Origin of the sequence: Paenibacillus radicis (ex Gao et al. 2016) (assembly GCF_014641555.1) — a bacterium.
Lineage (GTDB): Bacteria > Bacillota > Bacilli > Paenibacillales > Paenibacillaceae > Pristimantibacillus > Pristimantibacillus radicis.
The window spans coordinates 482,460-500,796 of the sequence record NZ_BMHY01000005.1; the positions used below are offsets into that span (position 1 = coordinate 482,460).

At 50.6% G+C, this 18,337-nt stretch carries 13 protein-coding genes; 10 read left to right on the top strand and 3 right to left on the bottom strand.

Annotated elements, in window-relative coordinates:
• Positions 1-97 precede the first annotated feature (97 nt).
• Positions 98-1,930, bottom strand: coding sequence for an ABC transporter ATP-binding protein (locus IEX98_RS16125; RefSeq protein ID WP_188890214.1), 1,833 nt, complete (start codon positions 1,928-1,930; stop codon positions 98-100).
• Positions 1,931-2,109: 179 nt separating this feature from the next.
• Between IEX98_RS16125 and IEX98_RS16130 the strand changes: the two genes are divergently transcribed.
• The 9 genes from IEX98_RS16130 (at position 2,110) to IEX98_RS16170 (ending at position 14,619) form a co-directional block, all read left to right on the top strand.
• Positions 2,110-3,675: an AraC family transcriptional regulator gene (locus tag IEX98_RS16130; protein ID WP_188890215.1), complete on the top strand. Its 1,566-nt coding sequence runs from the start codon at positions 2,110-2,112 to the stop codon at positions 3,673-3,675.
• 116 nt (positions 3,676-3,791) lie between these two features.
• Entirely contained in the window at positions 3,792-4,745 is a 954-nt protein-coding gene (locus tag IEX98_RS16135; RefSeq protein WP_188890216.1) for an ABC transporter permease, read from the top strand.
• Entirely contained in the window at positions 4,735-5,673 is a 939-nt protein-coding gene (locus tag IEX98_RS16140; protein ID WP_188890217.1) for an iron chelate uptake ABC transporter family permease subunit, read from the top strand. The genes IEX98_RS16135 and IEX98_RS16140 overlap by 11 nt, the downstream gene beginning before the upstream one ends.
• Entirely contained in the window at positions 5,670-6,428 is a 759-nt protein-coding gene (locus IEX98_RS16145; RefSeq protein WP_188890218.1) for an iron ABC transporter ATP-binding protein, read from the top strand. The genes IEX98_RS16140 and IEX98_RS16145 overlap by 4 nt, the downstream gene beginning before the upstream one ends.
• A gap of 56 nt (positions 6,429-6,484) precedes the next feature.
• Positions 6,485-7,489, top strand: a complete 1,005-nt coding sequence (locus IEX98_RS16150) for a siderophore ABC transporter substrate-binding protein (RefSeq protein ID WP_308421799.1) — start codon at positions 6,485-6,487, stop codon at positions 7,487-7,489.
• Between the two features lie 132 nt (positions 7,490-7,621).
• Positions 7,622-8,950, top strand: coding sequence for an ABC transporter substrate-binding protein (locus IEX98_RS16155; RefSeq protein WP_188890219.1), 1,329 nt, complete (start codon positions 7,622-7,624; stop codon positions 8,948-8,950).
• 185 nt (positions 8,951-9,135) lie between these two features.
• Positions 9,136-10,233, top strand: coding sequence for an asparaginase (locus IEX98_RS16160; protein ID WP_188890220.1), 1,098 nt, complete (start codon positions 9,136-9,138; stop codon positions 10,231-10,233).
• On the top strand, positions 10,230-10,697 hold the full coding sequence (gene bcp, locus IEX98_RS16165) for a thioredoxin-dependent thiol peroxidase (protein WP_188890221.1): 468 nt from the start codon (positions 10,230-10,232) through the stop codon (positions 10,695-10,697). Before IEX98_RS16160 ends, bcp begins: the two co-directional genes overlap by 4 nt.
• Before the next feature lie 1,054 nt (positions 10,698-11,751).
• On the top strand, positions 11,752-14,619 hold the full coding sequence (locus tag IEX98_RS16170) for a glycosyl hydrolase family 28-related protein (protein WP_188890222.1): 2,868 nt from the start codon (positions 11,752-11,754) through the stop codon (positions 14,617-14,619).
• Between the two features lie 75 nt (positions 14,620-14,694).
• On the opposite strand, the gene IEX98_RS16175 is transcribed toward IEX98_RS16170, so the two are convergent.
• Entirely contained in the window at positions 14,695-15,078 is a 384-nt protein-coding gene (locus IEX98_RS16175; RefSeq protein ID WP_188890223.1) for a VOC family protein, read from the bottom strand.
• 316 nt (positions 15,079-15,394) lie between these two features.
• Between IEX98_RS16175 and IEX98_RS16180 the strand changes: the two genes are divergently transcribed.
• Complete coding sequence (locus IEX98_RS16180; RefSeq protein WP_229692214.1) at positions 15,395-16,354, top strand: aldo/keto reductase; 960 nt, start codon at positions 15,395-15,397, stop codon at positions 16,352-16,354.
• Between the two features lie 80 nt (positions 16,355-16,434).
• Here the strand turns inward: IEX98_RS16180 and IEX98_RS16185 are convergent, their stop codons facing one another.
• Positions 16,435-18,309, bottom strand: coding sequence for an LTA synthase family protein (locus tag IEX98_RS16185; RefSeq protein WP_229692215.1), 1,875 nt, complete (start codon positions 18,307-18,309; stop codon positions 16,435-16,437).
• Positions 18,310-18,337 lie beyond the last annotated feature (28 nt).

Sequence of the window (18,337 nt, forward strand, 5' to 3'; positions counted from 1 at the left end):
CAGTGTCCCTCTGATTGAACGACTCCTGTTTACTAGTCGCGACTAACAAATAGGAGCGGTTCAATGGCGGCGCTGGCTTTTGCTTTGCAATATTTAATTACCTGGCCGGTTTACCTTGCCCGGTAGTTACAGACTTCGCATCCGTTTCATCCCGCTGCGGGAATTGCAGCTCATAGAGCTGGCGGTAACGGCCCTGCTTCTCCAGCAGCGCCTCATGGCTGCCTTCCTCAATAACACGGCCCTTGTCGAGCACGTAGATGCGGTCCGCCTGCCGGATCGTTGACAGCCGATGGGCGATAATGAGACAGGTGCGTCCAGCCAGCAGACGGGCTAGCGCATCCTGAATTGCGCGCTCCGATTCGCTGTCCAGCGAGGACGTCGCTTCGTCTAGAATGATTAGACGCGGATTTTTGAGCAGCGCTCTGGCGATGGACAGACGCTGCTTTTGCCCGCCCGAGAGCTTAACACCCCGTTCGCCAATCTGCGAATCATAGCCATCCGGCAGATCCATGATGAAGGCATGGGCGTTTGCCGCTTTTCCTGCTGCTATAATATCAGCTTCCTCTGCGTCTGGGTTGCTGTAGGCGATGTTCTCCCGAATGGTGCCGTTCAGCAGCCAAATTTCTTGCGATACAATACCCATTTGGCTTCGCAGCGATTTTAAACCGACCTCGGTAAGCGGGTACCCGTCAATCGTCACTTCGCCCTCCTGCGGATCGTAAAACCGCGTCAGCAAATGAGCGATCGTCGACTTGCCGGCTCCGGAAGAGCCAACCAGCGCTGTCATTTCTCCAGCTCTCATCTCCAGATTAAATTGCTTCAGTACCGGAGCGCCGTTATGGTAGGCAAAGCTGACATTGCGGAACTGAACTTCTCCCCTCACGACAGGCAATTGAACCGCATCTTCCTTCTCCCGGACAGCGGGCTCCTCACCCAATATTTCCACGATCCGCTCATAAGCGGCTGCCGATTGCTGAATCGTATTCATCGTGCGGCTGAATCGCTTCACCGGGTTTTGCAGCAATCTGACGTAAGCCATAAAAGCGACAATTGTGCCAAGCGTCAGCGCTTCATGCATCGTTTGCCGGGCACCGAACAGCAGGACGGCCGCGAGTCCGATGAAGTTTAACAAATCGATAATCGGCTCGTAGACGGCCCGGAGCTTCACGGCGCCTAGGTTTGCGTTCATATTGGCTTCGCTTCGATCAGCAAAGCGGCGCACCTCGTAATCTTCGCTGGAGAACGACTTAATCAGCCGGATCGAAGTCAGCGTATCCTGCAGATGGGAACTGACCTCAGACACGGATTCCTGTACTCGTTTGAACGAGAAGCGCATTTTTTTGCTGAAGAAGCGGGTTGTCATAATCATGAATGGAAAGGTGGCAAGCACAAGAAGCGTAAGCCGCCAGTCGACCCAAAGCATGTAACCAGCGACGGCAACGAACGTGAACAGATCGGTCACAATGGATAACATGCCGGAGGAGATCAGCTGCTGCAGCATGTTGACATCGTTGGTCACGCGGGACATGAGGTCGCCAGTGCGATTGCGGTCGAAAAAACCGACGTCGAGCTTTTGCAAATGGCGGTACAATTCGTTGCGCAGGTCAAGAATGGCCCGCTGCCCGACAGAAGCCATGGTCAGGGAGCTCCAATAGTTGAACAGTCCGAGTAATACAGCGGTTGCAAGAATGCCGATTCCGATCATCGGAAGCGCGTCATACTTATGGCCGGGAATGACATGGTCAATCGTATATTGCGTCAATTGCGGGATAACAAATTCAAGCAGTGATACGGCGATAATGCAGACAAGTGCGGCAATCATAAGCGGCCAGCGGGAGCTGACGTGGAAAAACATCCGTTTGTACATCGCCCATATGCTGCCTTTGCTTTTGGGGCGCTGCTGCTGCATCATGCTCGGGTTCATATTCATTCGGAATCACCTCGTCTGGTAGACATTCAGTCTCTGTTTCTCTCATGTAAACGATAGCGCTCGTCCGGCAAGGTGTCAACGAATAGCCAATTTCATTCAATTGACAATGATTATTACTATTACTTATCCTTAATAGAACAAGTCCTGCCTGGCAGGAACGATGAGGAGGAGGGCGCAACGTGCCTGAGAAGTTGCCTGACCGGCTTCATGCGCCAGTCGTATTGACCTATTCCGGTACAGATGAATTGAAGCTGTCCGGCGGCAGGCAGACCGGTTTCTGCTTGCAGTACGAGCACTGCTTCATCTATATTCCCCAGTCTAAAATGAAAGTAACGCTTCGTTCACGCACACAGAAAAGCTCTGGCAAGGCGCTTGGCGGCGAGCTGTTCCTCGTCCCCGCAGGCCATGCCTGTACGCTCCGCAATAGAGCAGATCAGCCCGTCGAGGCGGTAGTGATCCGATTTACAACGGACGGCTATGAACCGTTAATCGGCCAGGCTGAATTTCATACGTTCAGAATGCCGCAAATTCGGATGTGGATTTCTGATTTCCGCTGCGATATGGCGGGAGGCGAGCAGGATGATCCGGCTCAGTTTTTCCAGCTGCAGTCTCAGCTTTACTCTATCGCTTCCGGCTTTATGCAGTCCGTTCAGAAGCCGAGAGAGGCGGAGCAGGATTTGCTGGGCTACGTAGAGCATACGCTCCAGCATATGCATGACCACTACAGCGACATGATCGATATCGAGGAGTTGGCCCGCTCTTCCGGCTTCAGTACCGGACGGTTCTACCAATCGTTTCGCCGCCATACCGGTCTAAGTCCGCTTAAATATATGACGAAAATCCGGCTCGATGCATCGCTTCGTCTGCTAGCCGGCGGGCGGACTACGATTACCGATACAGCCCATGCTGTCGGCTATCCCGACGAATATTATTTTAGCCGTTTGTTCAAAAAACAGATGGGCATGTCGCCCAGCGACTATGCGCTTAAGACGAAGCTGCGTATTGCCAATATGACACCTGTGTTTCTTGGAGACCTCTCGGTCCTCGGAATTACGCCGCATATCAGTTTTGAACGGGGCTGGACGAATAATCCCGAGCCGGCATACCAGCAGCTTGCTGCAGCGGAGCCAGAGCTGATCTTGACAGGTCCGCTGGAGGAGGAGGTATATGCGGCCCTGTCTGCCATCGCTCCAGTGAAGATGATGTACTGGAAACGGTACTCCTGGAAGGAAAGACTGCTCGATATGAGCGGGGAGCTCGGATTGTCCGGCGTCGCGGAGCGCTGGCTTTCCTCTTATGACATGAAGGTTGCGAACGCCCGTATTCATGTGAAGAATGTGCTCGGCGACTTGCCGATGCTGCTTGTCCAATCATTTGAAGGCGGTTTCCGCGTCTATGGCACGAAGATCAAGAAGATGAAAGATGTGTTCTATGACGATCTACGGGTCAAGCCGCCATTGCCGGCCAAGCAGATGAGCTACATGGATGCCGAGTCGCTGGAGCAAATTGCCGAGCTTGATTGTGATAATGTTATGTTCCTCGTGCCGGTGGCCACGCCGCAATCGCATTGCGACGAGCTGGAGAGCGCCTGGCGCAGACTGAAGCCAAGCCGATCGAAGAAGCGATGCCTGTTTATCCGCCATCGGGGCGTGTTGAACTACAATGCGGCGGTATACGAGAATCTGGTCGAGGAGACGGTTCGCCACTTGCTCACCGAAGCCAAAGATGACGTTCTTGTGAAGTAACAGCCGGCGTCGCCGGAAAGTCCATTGAAGCTGCAGAAAAGTCCATTCTCGAAGGAGAGTGGATTCTTTTATAGTACGTAATGAGAATGATTATTAATGTTAAGGGAAGTTGCGCCTTGAAAAAGAGATATTTGCTTATCGCGCTCGTACTGTTGTCCTTTGTCTCCCTGTTTCTAGGGGTTAAAAATATTCATCCTCTGGATTTATTTCGTCTTAGCGAAGAGCAATTGCAGGTCATGCTCGTCAGCCGGATTCCGCGGCTTGTCAGTATTCTCGTTGCCGGAGCGGCACTGAGCATTTCCGGCCTTATCATGCAGCAGCTGAGCCGCAACAAGTTCGTCTCGCCGACGACAGCCGGCACGGACGATGCCGCAAGGCTGGGCATTCTTGTGGCGCTTATGTTGTTCACTTCGGCAAGCTTGATTGAGAAAATGATCGTTGCTTTCGTTTTTGCACTGGCCGGAACGTTCGTCTTTATGAAAATTCTCGACCGGGTGAAATACAAGGATGCTATTTTTATCCCGCTAGTCGGCCTGATGTTCGGCAACGTCATCGGCTCGCTTACGACGTTTTTCGCTTATAAGAACAATCTCATTCAGAATATAACGGCTTGGCTGCAGGGTGATTTCTCCGGCATATTGAGCGGACGTTATGAAATGATCTATATCAGCATTCCGCTGGTCATCGTCGCTTATCTATTTGCCAACAAGTTTACGATCGCCGGCATGGGTGAAGAGTTCGCTATCAACCTGGGGTTGAAGCATAAGCAGATCGTCAACATTGGTCTGGTTATCGTAGCGCTGGTATCGGTTGTCGTCATGCTGACGGTAGGGCTTATCCCGTTCCTTGGCCTGGTGGTGCCCAATCTGGTGACGATCTACGCGGGTGACAATTTGAAAAAAAGCTTGCCGCTCACCGCTATGCTGGGTGCGTTGTTCGTCTTGTTCTGCGATATTTTGGGTCGTATTCTGATTTACCCGTATGAGGTTCCGATCGGCTTGACGGTAGGCGTTATCGGCAGCGGCCTGTTTCTTTACTTACTGATAAGGAGAAAGGCACATGACGCATAAATGGAAACTGGGCTCGCTGGCAGCAGCGGCAGTCGCTTTGATCGCCGTTTTCTTGTTCGCCAATATGATCGGCAGCTTCGATTACGTTTTTCCGAGAAGGGTGTTCAAAGTGCTCGCCATCGTCATGACCGGCGGGGCAATCGCGTTTGCAACGCTCGTCTTTCAGACGATTACGAATAACCGCATTCTGACGCCGAGCATTATCGGCCTGGACAGTCTATACATGCTGCTGCAGACGTTTGTCATCTTCGCCTTTGGCAGCATGAGCTTGTCCGCTGAGCTGAATTTCATCTTCTCGATTGCGTTGATGATGGTGTTTGTCGCGTTGCTGTACCGGCTTATGTTCAAGCGGGAAGGACGGAATCTGTACTTCCTGCTGCTCGTTGGGCTTGTCCTCGGCACACTGTTCGGCAGCCTGTCGACGTTCATGCAGGTGCTCATCGACCCCAATGAGTTTATGCGCGTGCAGGACAAAATGTTCGCAAGCTTCAACAATATTAGAACCGATCTGCTGCTCTTTGCAGCCATCGGACTCGCTCTGATCGGCTTATACAGCATGCGGTTTATGAAGTTTCTGGACGTGCTGGCGCTGGGCCGGGAGCAAGCTGTCAATCTGGGCATTCCTTATGATTACACGGTGAAGCGCCTGCTCATTATCGTGGCGCTGCTCATTGCAATTTCAACAGCGCTTGTAGGGCCAATTACGTTCCTGGGCCTGCTAGTAGCCAATGTTGCGCATCAGTTTATGAAAACGTACCGGCATAGCCTTCTTATTGCCGGCTCCATGCTCATCAGCATCATTGCACTGGTCGGCGGCCAGTTGCTTGTAGAACGGGTATTTACTTTCTCGACGACGCTGAGCGTCATCATCAATTTCATCGGCGGCGGCTACTTCCTGTATCTGCTGCTAAGGGAGAACAGAACATGATCGAAGCGAAGCATTTATCCAAAAGCTATGGGGGCAAACCTGTCGTCGAGGGCGTATCCCTGCGCGTCGAGAAAGGTAAAATGACATCATTCATCGGCCCTAACGGCGCAGGCAAAAGCACGGTGCTGTCCATGATCAGCCGCTTGTTGGCGCAAGATAGCGGTGAGGTACTAATTGAAGGCAAGGAAATCGGCCAGTGGAAGAGCAATGAGCTCGCCCGGAAAATATCAATCCTCAAGCAATCCAACCATATCAACGTCCGGTTGACGGTGCGCGAGCTGGTCAGCTTCGGCCGATTCCCGTATTCCCAAGGGAAGCTGACCGCAGAAGATTGGAAGCATGTTGATGAAGCAATCCGCTATATGGATATGCAGGACATGCAGGGCAAGTATCTGGACCAATTGAGCGGAGGGCAGAATCAACGTGCTTTTATAGCCATGGTCATCGCTCAAAACACGGAGTATATCCTGCTGGATGAGCCGTTGAACAACTTGGATATGAAGCACTCGGTTCAAATTATGAAGGTGCTTCGCAGACTCGTCGATGAGCTGGGCAAAACGGTTGTACTCGTTATTCACGATATCAACTTTGCCTCCTGCTATTCGGATCATATTGTAGCGCTCAAGGAGGGCAAGGTGGTACGGGAAGGCAGCGTGGACGAGATGATTACGACCGAAGCGCTGAAGCAGATTTATGAGATGGATATTGCGATACAGAGCATTAACGGCAACCGGATTTGCGTTTATTTTACCTGAACCGGAGCCTTCGCTCTTTATTAGTAAATACGTAAACGAAAAGGAGAATGATAGAGTTGAAAAAATCAATCGGAATAGTACTTATGACTATTATGTTGGCTATGGTGGTAGCAGCGTGCGGGGCAAACGGCGATTCGAAAGGATCGAATGGGACTGGCGGAGCAAATAACGGCGGATCGAATTCGACGACGCCTCCGGCTGCAGAAGAAACAAAGGAACTGACGATCAAGCATAAGCTGGGCGAGACGAAAGTGGCGAAAAATCCGCAGAAGGTCGTTGTGTTCGACTTTGGCGTGCTGGATTCCCTCGATAAGCTGGGCGTAGAAGTAACAGGCGTACCGCAAGCGAGCATTCCGCCGTACTTGTCCAAATATGCAGACGCGAAATATGAAAATGTCGGCAGTCTCAAAGAGCCTGACTTCGAAAAGCTGAGCGCGATTAAACCTGACCTCATTATTATTTCGGGTCGTCAGTCGGATGCTTACGATGAGCTGACCAAGCTGGGACCAACGATTTTCCTTGGCGTAGATACCGCAAAATATATGGAATCTTACACGGAAAATGCGAAGACGCTGGGTACGATTTTTGGCAAAGAAGCAGAAGTGGAAGCCGAGCTTGCCAGCGTGACAGAGCAAATTAAAGCGTTGAACGAAAAAGTAACGGCTGCCGGCGATAAAAAAGCGCTGATCCTTTTAACGAATGAAGGCGCGATTAGCGCTTATGGAGCGGGCTCCCGTTTCGGTATTATCCATGACGTATTTGGCTTTAAGCCGGCAGACGACGGTATTAAAGTAACGACGCATGGCGACACCGTGAGCTTCGAATATGTGGCGGAGAAAAATCCGGATTATCTGTTCGTTGTAGATCGCGATGCAGCAGTGAGCAAGGAAAGCGGCGAGTCGGGTTCGAAAGCGTTGATTGAAAATGCGCTGGTCAAAAATACGAACGCATTTAAAGAAGGAAATATCGTCTATCTTGATCCGAATTTCTGGTACTTGTCCGGCGGCGGATTGATCTCTGTAGCGGAAATGGTGAAAGAAGTTGCGGCTGCGATGAAGTAATAGCCAGACACTCTCAAAAGCACGGTCTTTTAGTACAGCAAACGCTGTCAGAAGGCTGTGCTTTTTTGGATGAAGATAGTAGAATAAGGGGAAGCAAACCATATCCATAATGAATGGGGGCGTACATGACGGATGTTCCGCAACAACCGGACACGTTGGCCGATCGCAATTGTAGCAGTGCTAGCTTTCGTTTTATTGAACGGGTGCATGGAGCGTGAGGCGGAAACGGTTGCTTCTGAAGAAAGCGGAGTTACATTAAGGATAATTCAAAGTTTAACGAATGAGCCGCGTACGGAGGCGCTGCGGAATTTACTGGATCGCTTTGAGGAGCTGAATCCTGCGATTAAAGTCGAGCTGCTCTCTCCAGGCAATTCGGTTGCGGACGAGCGGATTGCGTATGCGCTCCGCGACCGGGTAGGCATCGATGTCGTTGAAGTAAGAGACCAGACACTCGTCCCGTTAGTTGAACAGAAATTGATACTTAACTTGACGGCATATGCGGATAATTGGAAGGATTATGCGGGGTTGAGTGAGGACGCTAAGCATTTTGCCTCCGAATGGGATGGAGCCGTCTACTATATTCCGAACGGGCTGTACCGCAATCAGCTCTATTACCGCAAGGACAGATTTGATGAAAAAGCGCTGCAGGTACCGGAGACTTGGGAGGAGCTCTACTATACGGGCAAGCTTCTGACCGATCCGGCGAAAGGAGAGTACGGTCTTGCTTTTCGCGGGGAAGAAGGCCCGGATCGTCTATTGACGCAGCTTATTCAGGATTATAACGGCGATCAAGTGGACGCACTGGACAGCATGTACAAGCGTAATCGCTCCACCATATTTAATGGAAACGGCGCGCTTAATGGTGCTTTCATGTATAAGCAGCTTTACGATGAACTCTCCCCGCCGCAATCGGTGGAATGGAGCTTTACCGATCAGGCTGATGCATTTGCGAACGGTTCGGTGTCGATGATGATTGCCGACGCAGGAGCAATTGCTCTGCTGAAGGGGAAGATGGATCCGGACAGCTGGGCGACAGCGCCGCTGCCTGTCGGGCCGGCAGGAATATCCCACTATGCGGTCAGAGGCGCAGGCTGGGGGATTACTTCCTATTCTTCACATATTAAGGAAGCATGGTCGCTAATCGAGTTTCTATCTTCGCCTGCTATTAATGAAGAGTTTGGTGAACAGATCGGAGTTATACCGATTTATCCGCGTGATGCGTCTTTTTTGCAATCGGGGCCATACGCCTCGTTCTGGATGATGGATCAAAACGAGGAGCAGTACGTCCGTACCCAGCCGCCTATTCATTATTACGATTACAGCGCCTTTTACAAGCTGGGCAAAGACCAGGCTCAGCGTTACTTAGATGGCGATATTACGGCGGAAGAGCTGCTTAAGGATCTGGACGAGTTCTGGCGCAAAGAGCGGAAGAATGCAAAGGCGCAAGCTTTTTCGCCATAGTATGAACCGATTTGGAAATGGTTACGATTGGGTTAGGCGGGGTCGTTTAAACCGCTTTAAATGTGTAAATGGAATTGAAATTGAAATTGTAATTGTAGGCAGCGACTTAAAGTGAAAGCAACTGTTTAAAAATGCTGCAACTAAAGTAATCTCTGTGGGTTGGATTGGAAATGGGGACAAGGATAATGGCTGAAACGGGAAAAATCGCCGTGTTCTTCACGGGTGGAACAATCGGCAGTAAAAACAATAATGGAACCGTATCCGTTCACGAGAGCGGCACGTATGCTTTAATTGAAGCGTACGGAAGCCTTCCGAACAAGCGGGATGTCCAGTTTGAGACGGCTCAGCCACTCAATGTACTGAGTGAGAACTTGGTGCCGGATGACTGGAATGTGCTGATGGAAGCGCTGGATGGTATCGATAAAACGGAGTATGCAGGTATTATCGTGACGCACGGCTCTGATACGCTCGCTTATTCAGCAGCTATGCTAAGTTACTTATGCTGCGATACGCCGGTGCCGATCGTGCTAGTGGCTGCCAATTATCATCTTGAAGATGAGCGAAGCAATGGGGTAAGCAATTTTGCTGCTGCGATCGACCTCATTATGAGTACGGATGGGGCACCAGGCGTATTTGTCGTATACCGCAATGACCGCAACGAATCGCTCGTTTACTTGGGCACGCGAATTACACAATGCGAGTCGTTTACCGATCAGTTCGGGAGTCCCTATGATCTGCCCTATGGACGAGTGGAGCAGGGCCGCTTTATTACTGAGGCGCATCCAGACAACCCGACGATGGAGGCATTGCGCGCTCGTGAGCGTTCCTATTCTCCATGGGGCAAGCGGGGCAGCGGCAAGCGAGTAGAATCCGGCCTGCTCTATATTAAGCCGTTCACGGGTATCGATTATTCGTTCTATGACTTTAGCCGCCGCAAGCCGAAGGCGGTGCTGCATGATCTGTACCATTCCGGTACGGCAAGCGCAAATGCGCCAGGCAATCATTCGCTGCTCCAATTCGCCCAATATTGCTGGGAGCAGGGTGTAGATTTGTATCTTTGCCCGTTGAAGGATCGTACGGAGGCGATGTACACTTCTTCAGTCAGCCTGATGGAAGCGGGTGTCGTATTTATCGACAACCTCTCCGTCGAAGCAGCGCTTACGAAGCTGACGCTGGCCTACTCTTTATTTGACAGCAAAGAGGATATCGAATCCTTTATGTGGAATACAGAATTGTTTTATGAGCGACTCAAACCAGATAAAAAAGGAGCGGATAGAAAATGACGCAAGTGCAAATCGGCCAAGAGGTACCTGACTTCACGCTGCCGGCCTCGACGGGCCAAGCCGTATCGCTGAAGGATTACAGAGGGAAAAAGCGCGTCATCTATTTTTATCCGAAAGATATGACGCCGGGCTGTACGACGGAATCTTGCGATTTCCGCGATTACAACGGCCAATTCGAGACGTATAACACTGCAGTCATCGGTATTAGCCCTGATGATCTCGCATCCCATGATGAATTCATTGCGAAGCATGAGCTGCCTTTCCCGCTGCTGTCGGATACGGAACATGAGGTGTCGGAGCTGTTCGGCGTTTGGAAGCTGCGGAGCTGGAACGGTACCGAGTTTATGGGCATCGAACGGTCGACTTTCCTGATTGACGAGAACGGCGTGCTGGCGAAGGAATGGCGCGTAGTCAACGTGGATGGCCATGTACAGGAAGTGCTGGAGGCGGCCAAGCAAGGTTAAGGTTGTTAAAGGAGAGAGGAGTTGTGTGACTTCCCCCGGTGAGAGAGGCTTCGAACGGCTTATGCCGCTTCGGGGCCTCTTTTTGTTGTATGGAGCTCACGCCACGCCAGTCGGCCGGTGTCCTTGAGCAGCTCGTTGTTGCTTTAAGACCCTGTGAGGGTCTTAAAGCATCGTATTTGCCCTGCCGGGAGCCCGATAAGACCCTTGCAGGGTCTTAACGAGTGGAAACGCTGGCCAAACAGGAAGAAAAAGAAGTCCATTATTAGGCATAAGACCCTTGGAGGGTCTTAAAGCGTTGCATTTGCCCTGCCGGGAGCCGATTAAGACCCTCGCAGGGTCTTAATGATTGGAAATGCAGCCAAACGGGAAGCAAAAGCAGTCCATTATTAGGCATAAGACCCTCGGAGGGTCTTAACGCGTTGCATTTGCTCTGACCGGGGCCCGATAAGACCCTCGCAGGGTCTTAACGAGTTGAAATGCAGGCCAAACGAGAAGCAAAAGCAGTCCATTATTAGGCATAAGACCCTTGGAGGGTCTTAACGCGTTGCATTTGCTCTGCCGGGAGCCGATTAAGACCCTCGCAGGGTCTTAACGAGTGGAGAACAAGCCAAACGGGAAGCAAAAGCAGTCCATTATTAAGCATAAGACCCTCAGAGGGTCTTAAAGCGTTGCATTTGCTCTGCCGGGAGGCCGTTAAGGCCCTCGCAGGGTCTTAACGAGTGGAAAACAAGCCAAACGGGCGGAGCCGACGGCCAAGAGTCTTCCTCCACGCAGGACTAACGCAGATGCTTGGGCGGCAATAGAAATAGCCGCCCGTCCAATAGCGCTGCCGGACATTCCATAGCCGCGCAATTACCGGTCCAGGCCGCCAAATTGGACGGCTTAGCCACTCCGCGCTAAGAAATCGGCAAATCGGTTAACTTTGGCATGAAAACTTTACGTTTTCCTCGTACAGCTGGAGCGCGATCTGGTTTACAATCATAACCATTCGATCCATTGAAAACGGATTCACAATTCGTTGGATAGCTCCGAACGGCAGGAGGAGAAGAAAGCTATGTCTAAAAAATTGCTGATTATGCTCATGCTTACCCTTTGTATCACCCACTTAGGTGTCATGCCTGTCTCAGCCGCCCAGACGGCGCCGGAATGGAAGCTGATTGAATCGGCTTATGAGACGGCTGATACGTTTGTTGCCGCCTATTCCGTCCGTGATTTTGGTGCGCTCGGAGACGGAGAAACCGATGTGACGGCGATATTCCAGCAATTGCTTGATGAGCTTGGAAAAATCGGCGGAGGCACATTGTTTGTACCCGAAGGCAAATACGCCATTAAAGGCAGCTTGCTCATTCCGAAGGGCGTCACGCTTCGCGGCGAGTGGAGTAAGCCCGTCAGAGGGCAACAGGTGAAAGGTACAATCCTGATGGCTTACGGGGGAAGAGGCGACGAGAATGCGGCCCCGCTCGTAACGATGGAGCCTTCCTCGGCCATACGCGACTTGTCCATCTGGTATCCGGAACAATTGCCGGATCAAATTACGCCTTATCCCCCGGCAATCGTATTCGGCAAGCCGAATTATTTCGGGAATGACTTTTGCAACGCTAAAAATATTACCTTCGTCAACGCATATACCGGGCTTATGTTTTCCCGAGAAAATGGCGGTTCCAGCCCCGTTCTGAACGGGCTGTATGGAACGCCGCTGTCGCGGGGCGTCGAAATTGACAATATCGCCGATGTTGGGCGCATCGAATGGATTGATTTCTCTCCGGATTATTGGTCGGGGTCGGGTTTGCCGAATGCGCCTGCCGCGGGCAGCGCGTACGAGCAATGGATCTATGAGAATGGAACGGGTATTGTAATGCGCCGCAACGATTGGTCCTATACTGGCTATATTACGATTGACGGCTATAATAAAGGCTTTCATCTGGGGCCTTCGATTGCGAGTCCCGGCAGCATTCCGAACGGACATAACTATGAGCTTACTTTTACCGGTAATAAAACAGCCATATACGCGGAAACGGTGAGCGGGGACGGCGTTATGTTTACCCGCATCCATATTCAGGACAGCGAGACCGGCATTGCGGTAGGTGCTGCGACTTCCGGCGTGCTGCAATTGAACGGAAGCGACATTAACGCTTCGCTTCATGCGATATCCGTTGATCCAACCTCTGAAACGAAGCTGATTGTGCAGCAAAGCACGGTTGCCGGGGGCGATGTAACGGTTGCCGGTGGCACACTCATGGCTTCCGATTCCGATTTCAATAACGCTGCACCGCAAATCCGCATCACGGATAACGCCAGAGCGATTCTAACCGGCAACCGTTTTAGCGGAACACCGGAAATTACGGACACGTCGAAATTCATTTCGACCATCGATCATGCGGCGGTCAACATGGCAAAGCTGCCCGTGTTCCCAGACGCTGTGCCGGAAACGCATAAACCGGCGAGGATGGCGTTGTATGTAGTGACGGAAGCGCCATTCCGGGCGAAAAATGATGGCAAGACCGACAATACGGCCGCGATACAAGCGGCATTGAATAAGGCCGCCCTAGAAGGCGGAGGTGTTGTCTTCCTTCCGCCTGGCAAGTACAAGGTGCTGGGGCATTTGACGGTACCAACTGGAGTGGAGCTAAAAGGTTCCGTCGACAACAGCACTGTACCAACTGGTCCCGGAAGTGTGCTGGAAGCATACGCCGACCGGAACAATCCGAAAGGAGAACCGTTCTTGAAGCTGTCTGAAGGAAGCGGTGTAAGAGGGATTACGATCAATTATCCCGAGCAGCTTGCTTCCCAGCTGCCTAACATAGCCTCATATCCTTATGCCATACAGGCAGCAGGAAAAGACGTCTATATCGTTAATGTGGGTCTGCGCGCTGTCTATAACGGCGTCGACCTATTCACGCATAAAGCCGACAATCATTATATCGATTATGTAACCGGTCATGTTTTTAAGAATGCCATTAAGGTTGGCGGCGGCAGCGAAGGCGGCAAGATCTATAACATGCATTTCAATCAGATCGTCTATGCGGCTGGCTCGGAATCCAAGTTTGGGGAATGGGCGAATGCCCCGTCAATGGACAATAATAAACCCGTGTACGAATATGGCTATAACCAGTTGGACTTTATGATATTGGGAGATGTGAAGGGCGAGACGCTGTACAACAATTTTCATTATGGCTCGCGGAGCGGCATGCTGCTTGTGGAGGAGAACGGCAGAGGTCCAACCGGCATTAGTGTAGGCCTTGGTATTGATGGTGCCCAGAAAGGTCTTGTGTTCGAAAGCGCGGGCGAAGCGGGCTTTGATCTTATTAACTCGCAAATTGTCTCGATCAATGGCAGCGAGGAGGCGAGGTATGTAGAGACGGGTTCGGCATTCGCTTCCGAAATCCGTTTGTTCAGTGCCGATTTCTGGGGTGCCCCGACGTATGGCGTATCCGTAGGCAACGGTAATTTGAAGCTCCAAGCAGTTAATTTCCATAATTCGGGCGACTGGGGCTTTGCCCGGCTAATGGATGAAGGCAAGCTTTACTTGGATAACTCCGTAGTTGGATCCACCAAAGCGCTATTGAATGCCAAAGGCGAGCCGAAATTATTTGCCCAGTCCTCTATCATTAATTCCATCGGCACTTATTTGAAGGAAATGGGACTGTGGAAAAACAATCAGACGCAAAACGCCTATGCGAAGCCTGCCCAGAGTGAAACAAAGCCGACACCGGCAGCTGAAGAGAAGGAGGCAGAGACCGCAGCTCCTACGGAAGCACCGGCTCAGACCACTTCGGGTACCTCAGGCTGGAATTGGATTTACACCGGAATTGGCCTGTTAGTTGTGCTGGCGGCAGTTAGCTTCGTGCTTATTCGCCGATATCGGGCATCCGATAGACGGACCCATAACTCCGCCGGGCCAAAAGGCAAAGAGATGAAATAGCCGGTATTGCCACTAACTTTCGATGCAGAAAAGCCGCTCCAAGGAGCGGCTTTTCTGCATAATAGTTCTCTATAATTACCGCTGGAAAAACTCAATCCACTCGCGCTCCGGGCCATAGATAAAGAAGTAGCGATAACCGTTTGGCAGCGTCGTGATTTCGTTATCGATCAGTTCGGCTTCTGTTCCTTTAATACGTTCAAATTCAGCTTCAACATCGTCGACGTGGATGGCGAAATGATGAACCGTGCCTTCCGGAGGCAGCTGATTGCTATACCCTTGAATCAGTTCGATTTCCGTTTCGTCCGTATTGCCAAAGCCTAAGAAAGCCAGCTGAATCACGCCGTTTGTATGTGTCAGTTGTCCCTTCAGTTCAAGTCCTACGATTTCTGTATAAAAGCGCAGCGATACTTCCAGATTCCGTACGGCTACGCCGACATGGTCGACTCTTTTTTTCGTCATTTGCTTATCCTCCTACTCCATGTTTGAATGAAGTCTATTGTATAGAACAATATAGGGGGTTAATTCATAGTTGTCAAGTTGGAATTAACCCCGTCGGCCCTCAAAGGTGAAAAAAACAATTGTAAAAATGTTCCGGAAATTTTATAATAGAATTAAATACAAGTAAACATGTAGGAATTATTATAGTATATCGCTCACTGGACGTCCAGAGGCTTTCGTCGCTTGCCCTATCAGGGTAGCGACGGGAGTCTTTTTTTAATGAATATTTATTAGGTATCAACTTATCGATTAACGCTTGCATAGGAGAAAGGCAGGGATGGATGTGAAGCAAAGAACGATAGGGAGCAGCGGGATGAAGGCATCGGTCATCGGTCTGCGGGCATGGGCAGCGGGGAAATCAGGCTGGAGCGAGACGCAGGAGAAGGAATTTATCGATGTGGTAGGCCGAGCGGTTGAGCTTGGCGTTAATTTTTACGATACGGCTCCAACTTATAGCTTTGGCGAATCGGAGCGTGTGCTTGGCAAAGCGTTAAAGCCGGTACGTGATAAAGTTATCGTGGCGACGAAGCTAGGCCTAGTATGGAATGAACAGCGGGAGCTGCGAATCGATCTGTCGCGTAAAAGCATTTTTCAGGAAGTGGAGGATAGCTTGCGCAGGCTCGATACCGATTATATTGATTTGTATCAGGTTCACTGGCCCGATCCGAAAGGCGGGACGCCGGTGGAAGAGACCTTCACAGCGCTAAATGACTTGGTAGCGAGCGGAAAAATCCGTCACATCGGTGTATCCAACTTTTCCGTTCATCAGCTGGTTGCCGCTCAGACCTACGCTCCCATTGTATCGCTGCAGTCGCCCTTTAATCTATTCCAGCGGCAAGTGGAATACGCAGAGCTGCCTTATTCGGAGCAGCGGCAGGTTGGATTCATTCCTTCCAGTCCGCTTGCTCAAGGCCAGTTGACCGAGAGCTTTAAAGCAAACAGAAGCTTCATTAATACAGAGGATCATCCGCCGAGCAACCTGAAACGGGACCGTTATGATGACAACGGGCAAAAGGTAGAGCTGCTGTCTGGTATTGCATGGTCAATTGGAAAACCAATTAGCCAGCTGGCGATTAATTGGCTGCTGCATCATAAAGCGATTCCAACGGTATTGACGGGTGCCAAGACCATTGCGCAAATGGAGGACAATGCGGCTGCCGCCGAATGGCAGCTGTCGGAAGATGATGTTAAGCAAGTGAGCAGGCTGTTCGAGCCCGATTCGTCTTATGTTATCTAAACAGCAGGTGATACGGGAATCGTAAAAAAAGGGCTGAAGCGCGGGAACGAGGAGTCCCTTTGGCTTCAGCCCTTGTCTTATTAGTTCTTCTTCGGTTCGCGGTCAGGCAGTTGGCTGACATAGCTGTCAGACAGCTTCAGCAGCTCCAGTGCGCGATTGTACTCATCTTCCGTACCTTCGGTCCCTTTAATACCGTCGCCTGCAAGCGGGTAGTGGGTGCCGTCGGAGTAGCCGCTGCCCGAGAGGAACAGCTCTTGGCTGCTTACGAATGATCCAGTAGGCAGATAATAACGCTGCGGCAGCAGATTGTACGTGCTGCTATTAAGCAAGTCCTGGCCGAAGTGAATATGATCGTCCATCTTGAATCCAAGCAAGTTGGCTACAGTTGGCACGATATCGACTTGACCGCCAAGCTGTTCGAAAGCTTTCGGCTCTTTGTCGGTCACGCCATTCGATGCTATTACGAGCGGAATGTTGATCATATCGGTATAACCGTAATCACGGCCGTAAATTTCTTTCATTAATTCTTTGTCGGTGCGGTCCAGTGAATAGATTGGCAAGCCAAGATGATCGCCGTAAAGCACAACAACACTGTTGTCCCAAATGCCGCGTGCTTTCAAATCGTCGATGAACAGGCCAAGCGCATAATCGGCATAGTTTTGCGCACGAATATAGTCGCCTACAAAGCTGCCGTTATATCGTTCAGGAAGTTCCATTTTGTACTTGCGTGCAGGAATCGTGAACGGGTGATGGGCAGTCATCGAGATGATCTGCGAGTAGAACGGTGTGCCGCTTTGGCTCATCCGGTCAAGCTCTTCTGCAGTTTTCGAGTATAGCACTTCATCCGAAGCTCCGAAGAAGACGGAATCATCTTCGCCGAAAAACTTCTTGTCATAATAACGATTGAAGCCCAGCGCTTTGTAAAGCTCGCCGCGGTTCCAGAACTCCACTACGTTCGTGTGGAAGGTTGCCGAATCGTATCCATGCTCTTCCACCAGCTTAGGCAAGCTAGGCAATTCTTTGCCCGCGTACACTTGCGTAGCCGCTCCGTTTGGCGGGATGTAATAGGATGAATTGACGATAAACTCGGCATCCGATGTATTGCCTTGTCCAACGCCTTGATAAAAATGCTTAAAGTAATAGTTGTTATTAGCAAGCTTATTGAAGTTTGGCGTAATTTCCTTGCCGTCAATTTTCAGATTGACGAGGAAGTTCTGGAATGACTCCAACTGAATGATAATAAGATTTTTACCTTTTGCCGCTTCCCAAAGCTGAGGGTTGGCCGGCTGTTGGAAGGCTTTAAGCTCATTGATCTTCGCTTGTGTAATTTCGGATTTATCTACGAAATCCTGTGTTTTTTTGGAGAAAATCGTATAGGCTTCATAATTCAGAATGCCCATTTGCTCCGCTTTTACAATTTCATTCATGCTGGCGCGGTTAGGCACAATATTGAACAGGCACATGGCAAGCGATATGCCGAACAAAGTGGCCACGACGCTTTTGCGAATTTGTCGTTGGCTCGCTTTTTTCCAGTCCTGCGCTTTCTTGCGGCGCATCAGGAAGTAGCCCATTACGATGATATCGATGAAGACAAGCAAGTAATAAGGATCCATCAGAGAGAACACACTATTGCTGACGGCGGTGACCTGATTCACCTGATGCAGGGCTAAGTAAGTCACGATGACCCCGTAGTATTTGTAATACATTAATACGGCGAACAGAATGGCTGTCATCAGAAGGTTGGCGCCTAAGTAGTAGACCAGCTTCCGTTTCGTCGCGAACCACTCGATCAAACAGAACACGATTAGCGCAAAGGGCACCTCTTTAAGCAAAGTTGTCCATGAAGGACTCCCGAAAACAACCATCCATGCCAAATAGCTTTTCAACAGGACGATTAACGAGAATACAACAATGGGTCTGGTGCTGAACAGCTGTCTTGAAGTAAGACCTGACACGATACCGCCTACCTTTCACAACAAAAAC

Bases quoted from the DNA above. Each gene is read 5' to 3' on its own strand.
- IEX98_RS16180 (WP_229692214.1), top strand. From the start codon at position 15,395: ATGGATGTGAAGCAAAGAACGATAGGGAGCAGCGGGATGAAGGCATCG.
- IEX98_RS16170 (WP_188890222.1), top strand. From the start codon at position 11,752: ATGTCTAAAAAATTGCTGATTATGCTCATGCTTACCCTTTGTATCACC.
- IEX98_RS16125 (WP_188890214.1), bottom strand. From the start codon at position 1,930: ATGAATATGAACCCGAGCATGATGCAGCAGCAGCGCCCCAAAAGCAAA.
- IEX98_RS16155 (WP_188890219.1), top strand. From the start codon at position 7,622: ATGTTCCGCAACAACCGGACACGTTGGCCGATCGCAATTGTAGCAGTG.
- IEX98_RS16175 (WP_188890223.1), bottom strand. From the start codon at position 15,078: ATGACGAAAAAAAGAGTCGACCATGTCGGCGTAGCCGTACGGAATCTG.
- IEX98_RS16140 (WP_188890217.1), top strand. From the start codon at position 4,735: ATGACGCATAAATGGAAACTGGGCTCGCTGGCAGCAGCGGCAGTCGCT.
- IEX98_RS16160 (WP_188890220.1), top strand. From the start codon at position 9,136: ATGGCTGAAACGGGAAAAATCGCCGTGTTCTTCACGGGTGGAACAATC.
- IEX98_RS16145 (WP_188890218.1), top strand. From the start codon at position 5,670: ATGATCGAAGCGAAGCATTTATCCAAAAGCTATGGGGGCAAACCTGTC.
- bcp (WP_188890221.1), top strand. From the start codon at position 10,230: ATGACGCAAGTGCAAATCGGCCAAGAGGTACCTGACTTCACGCTGCCG.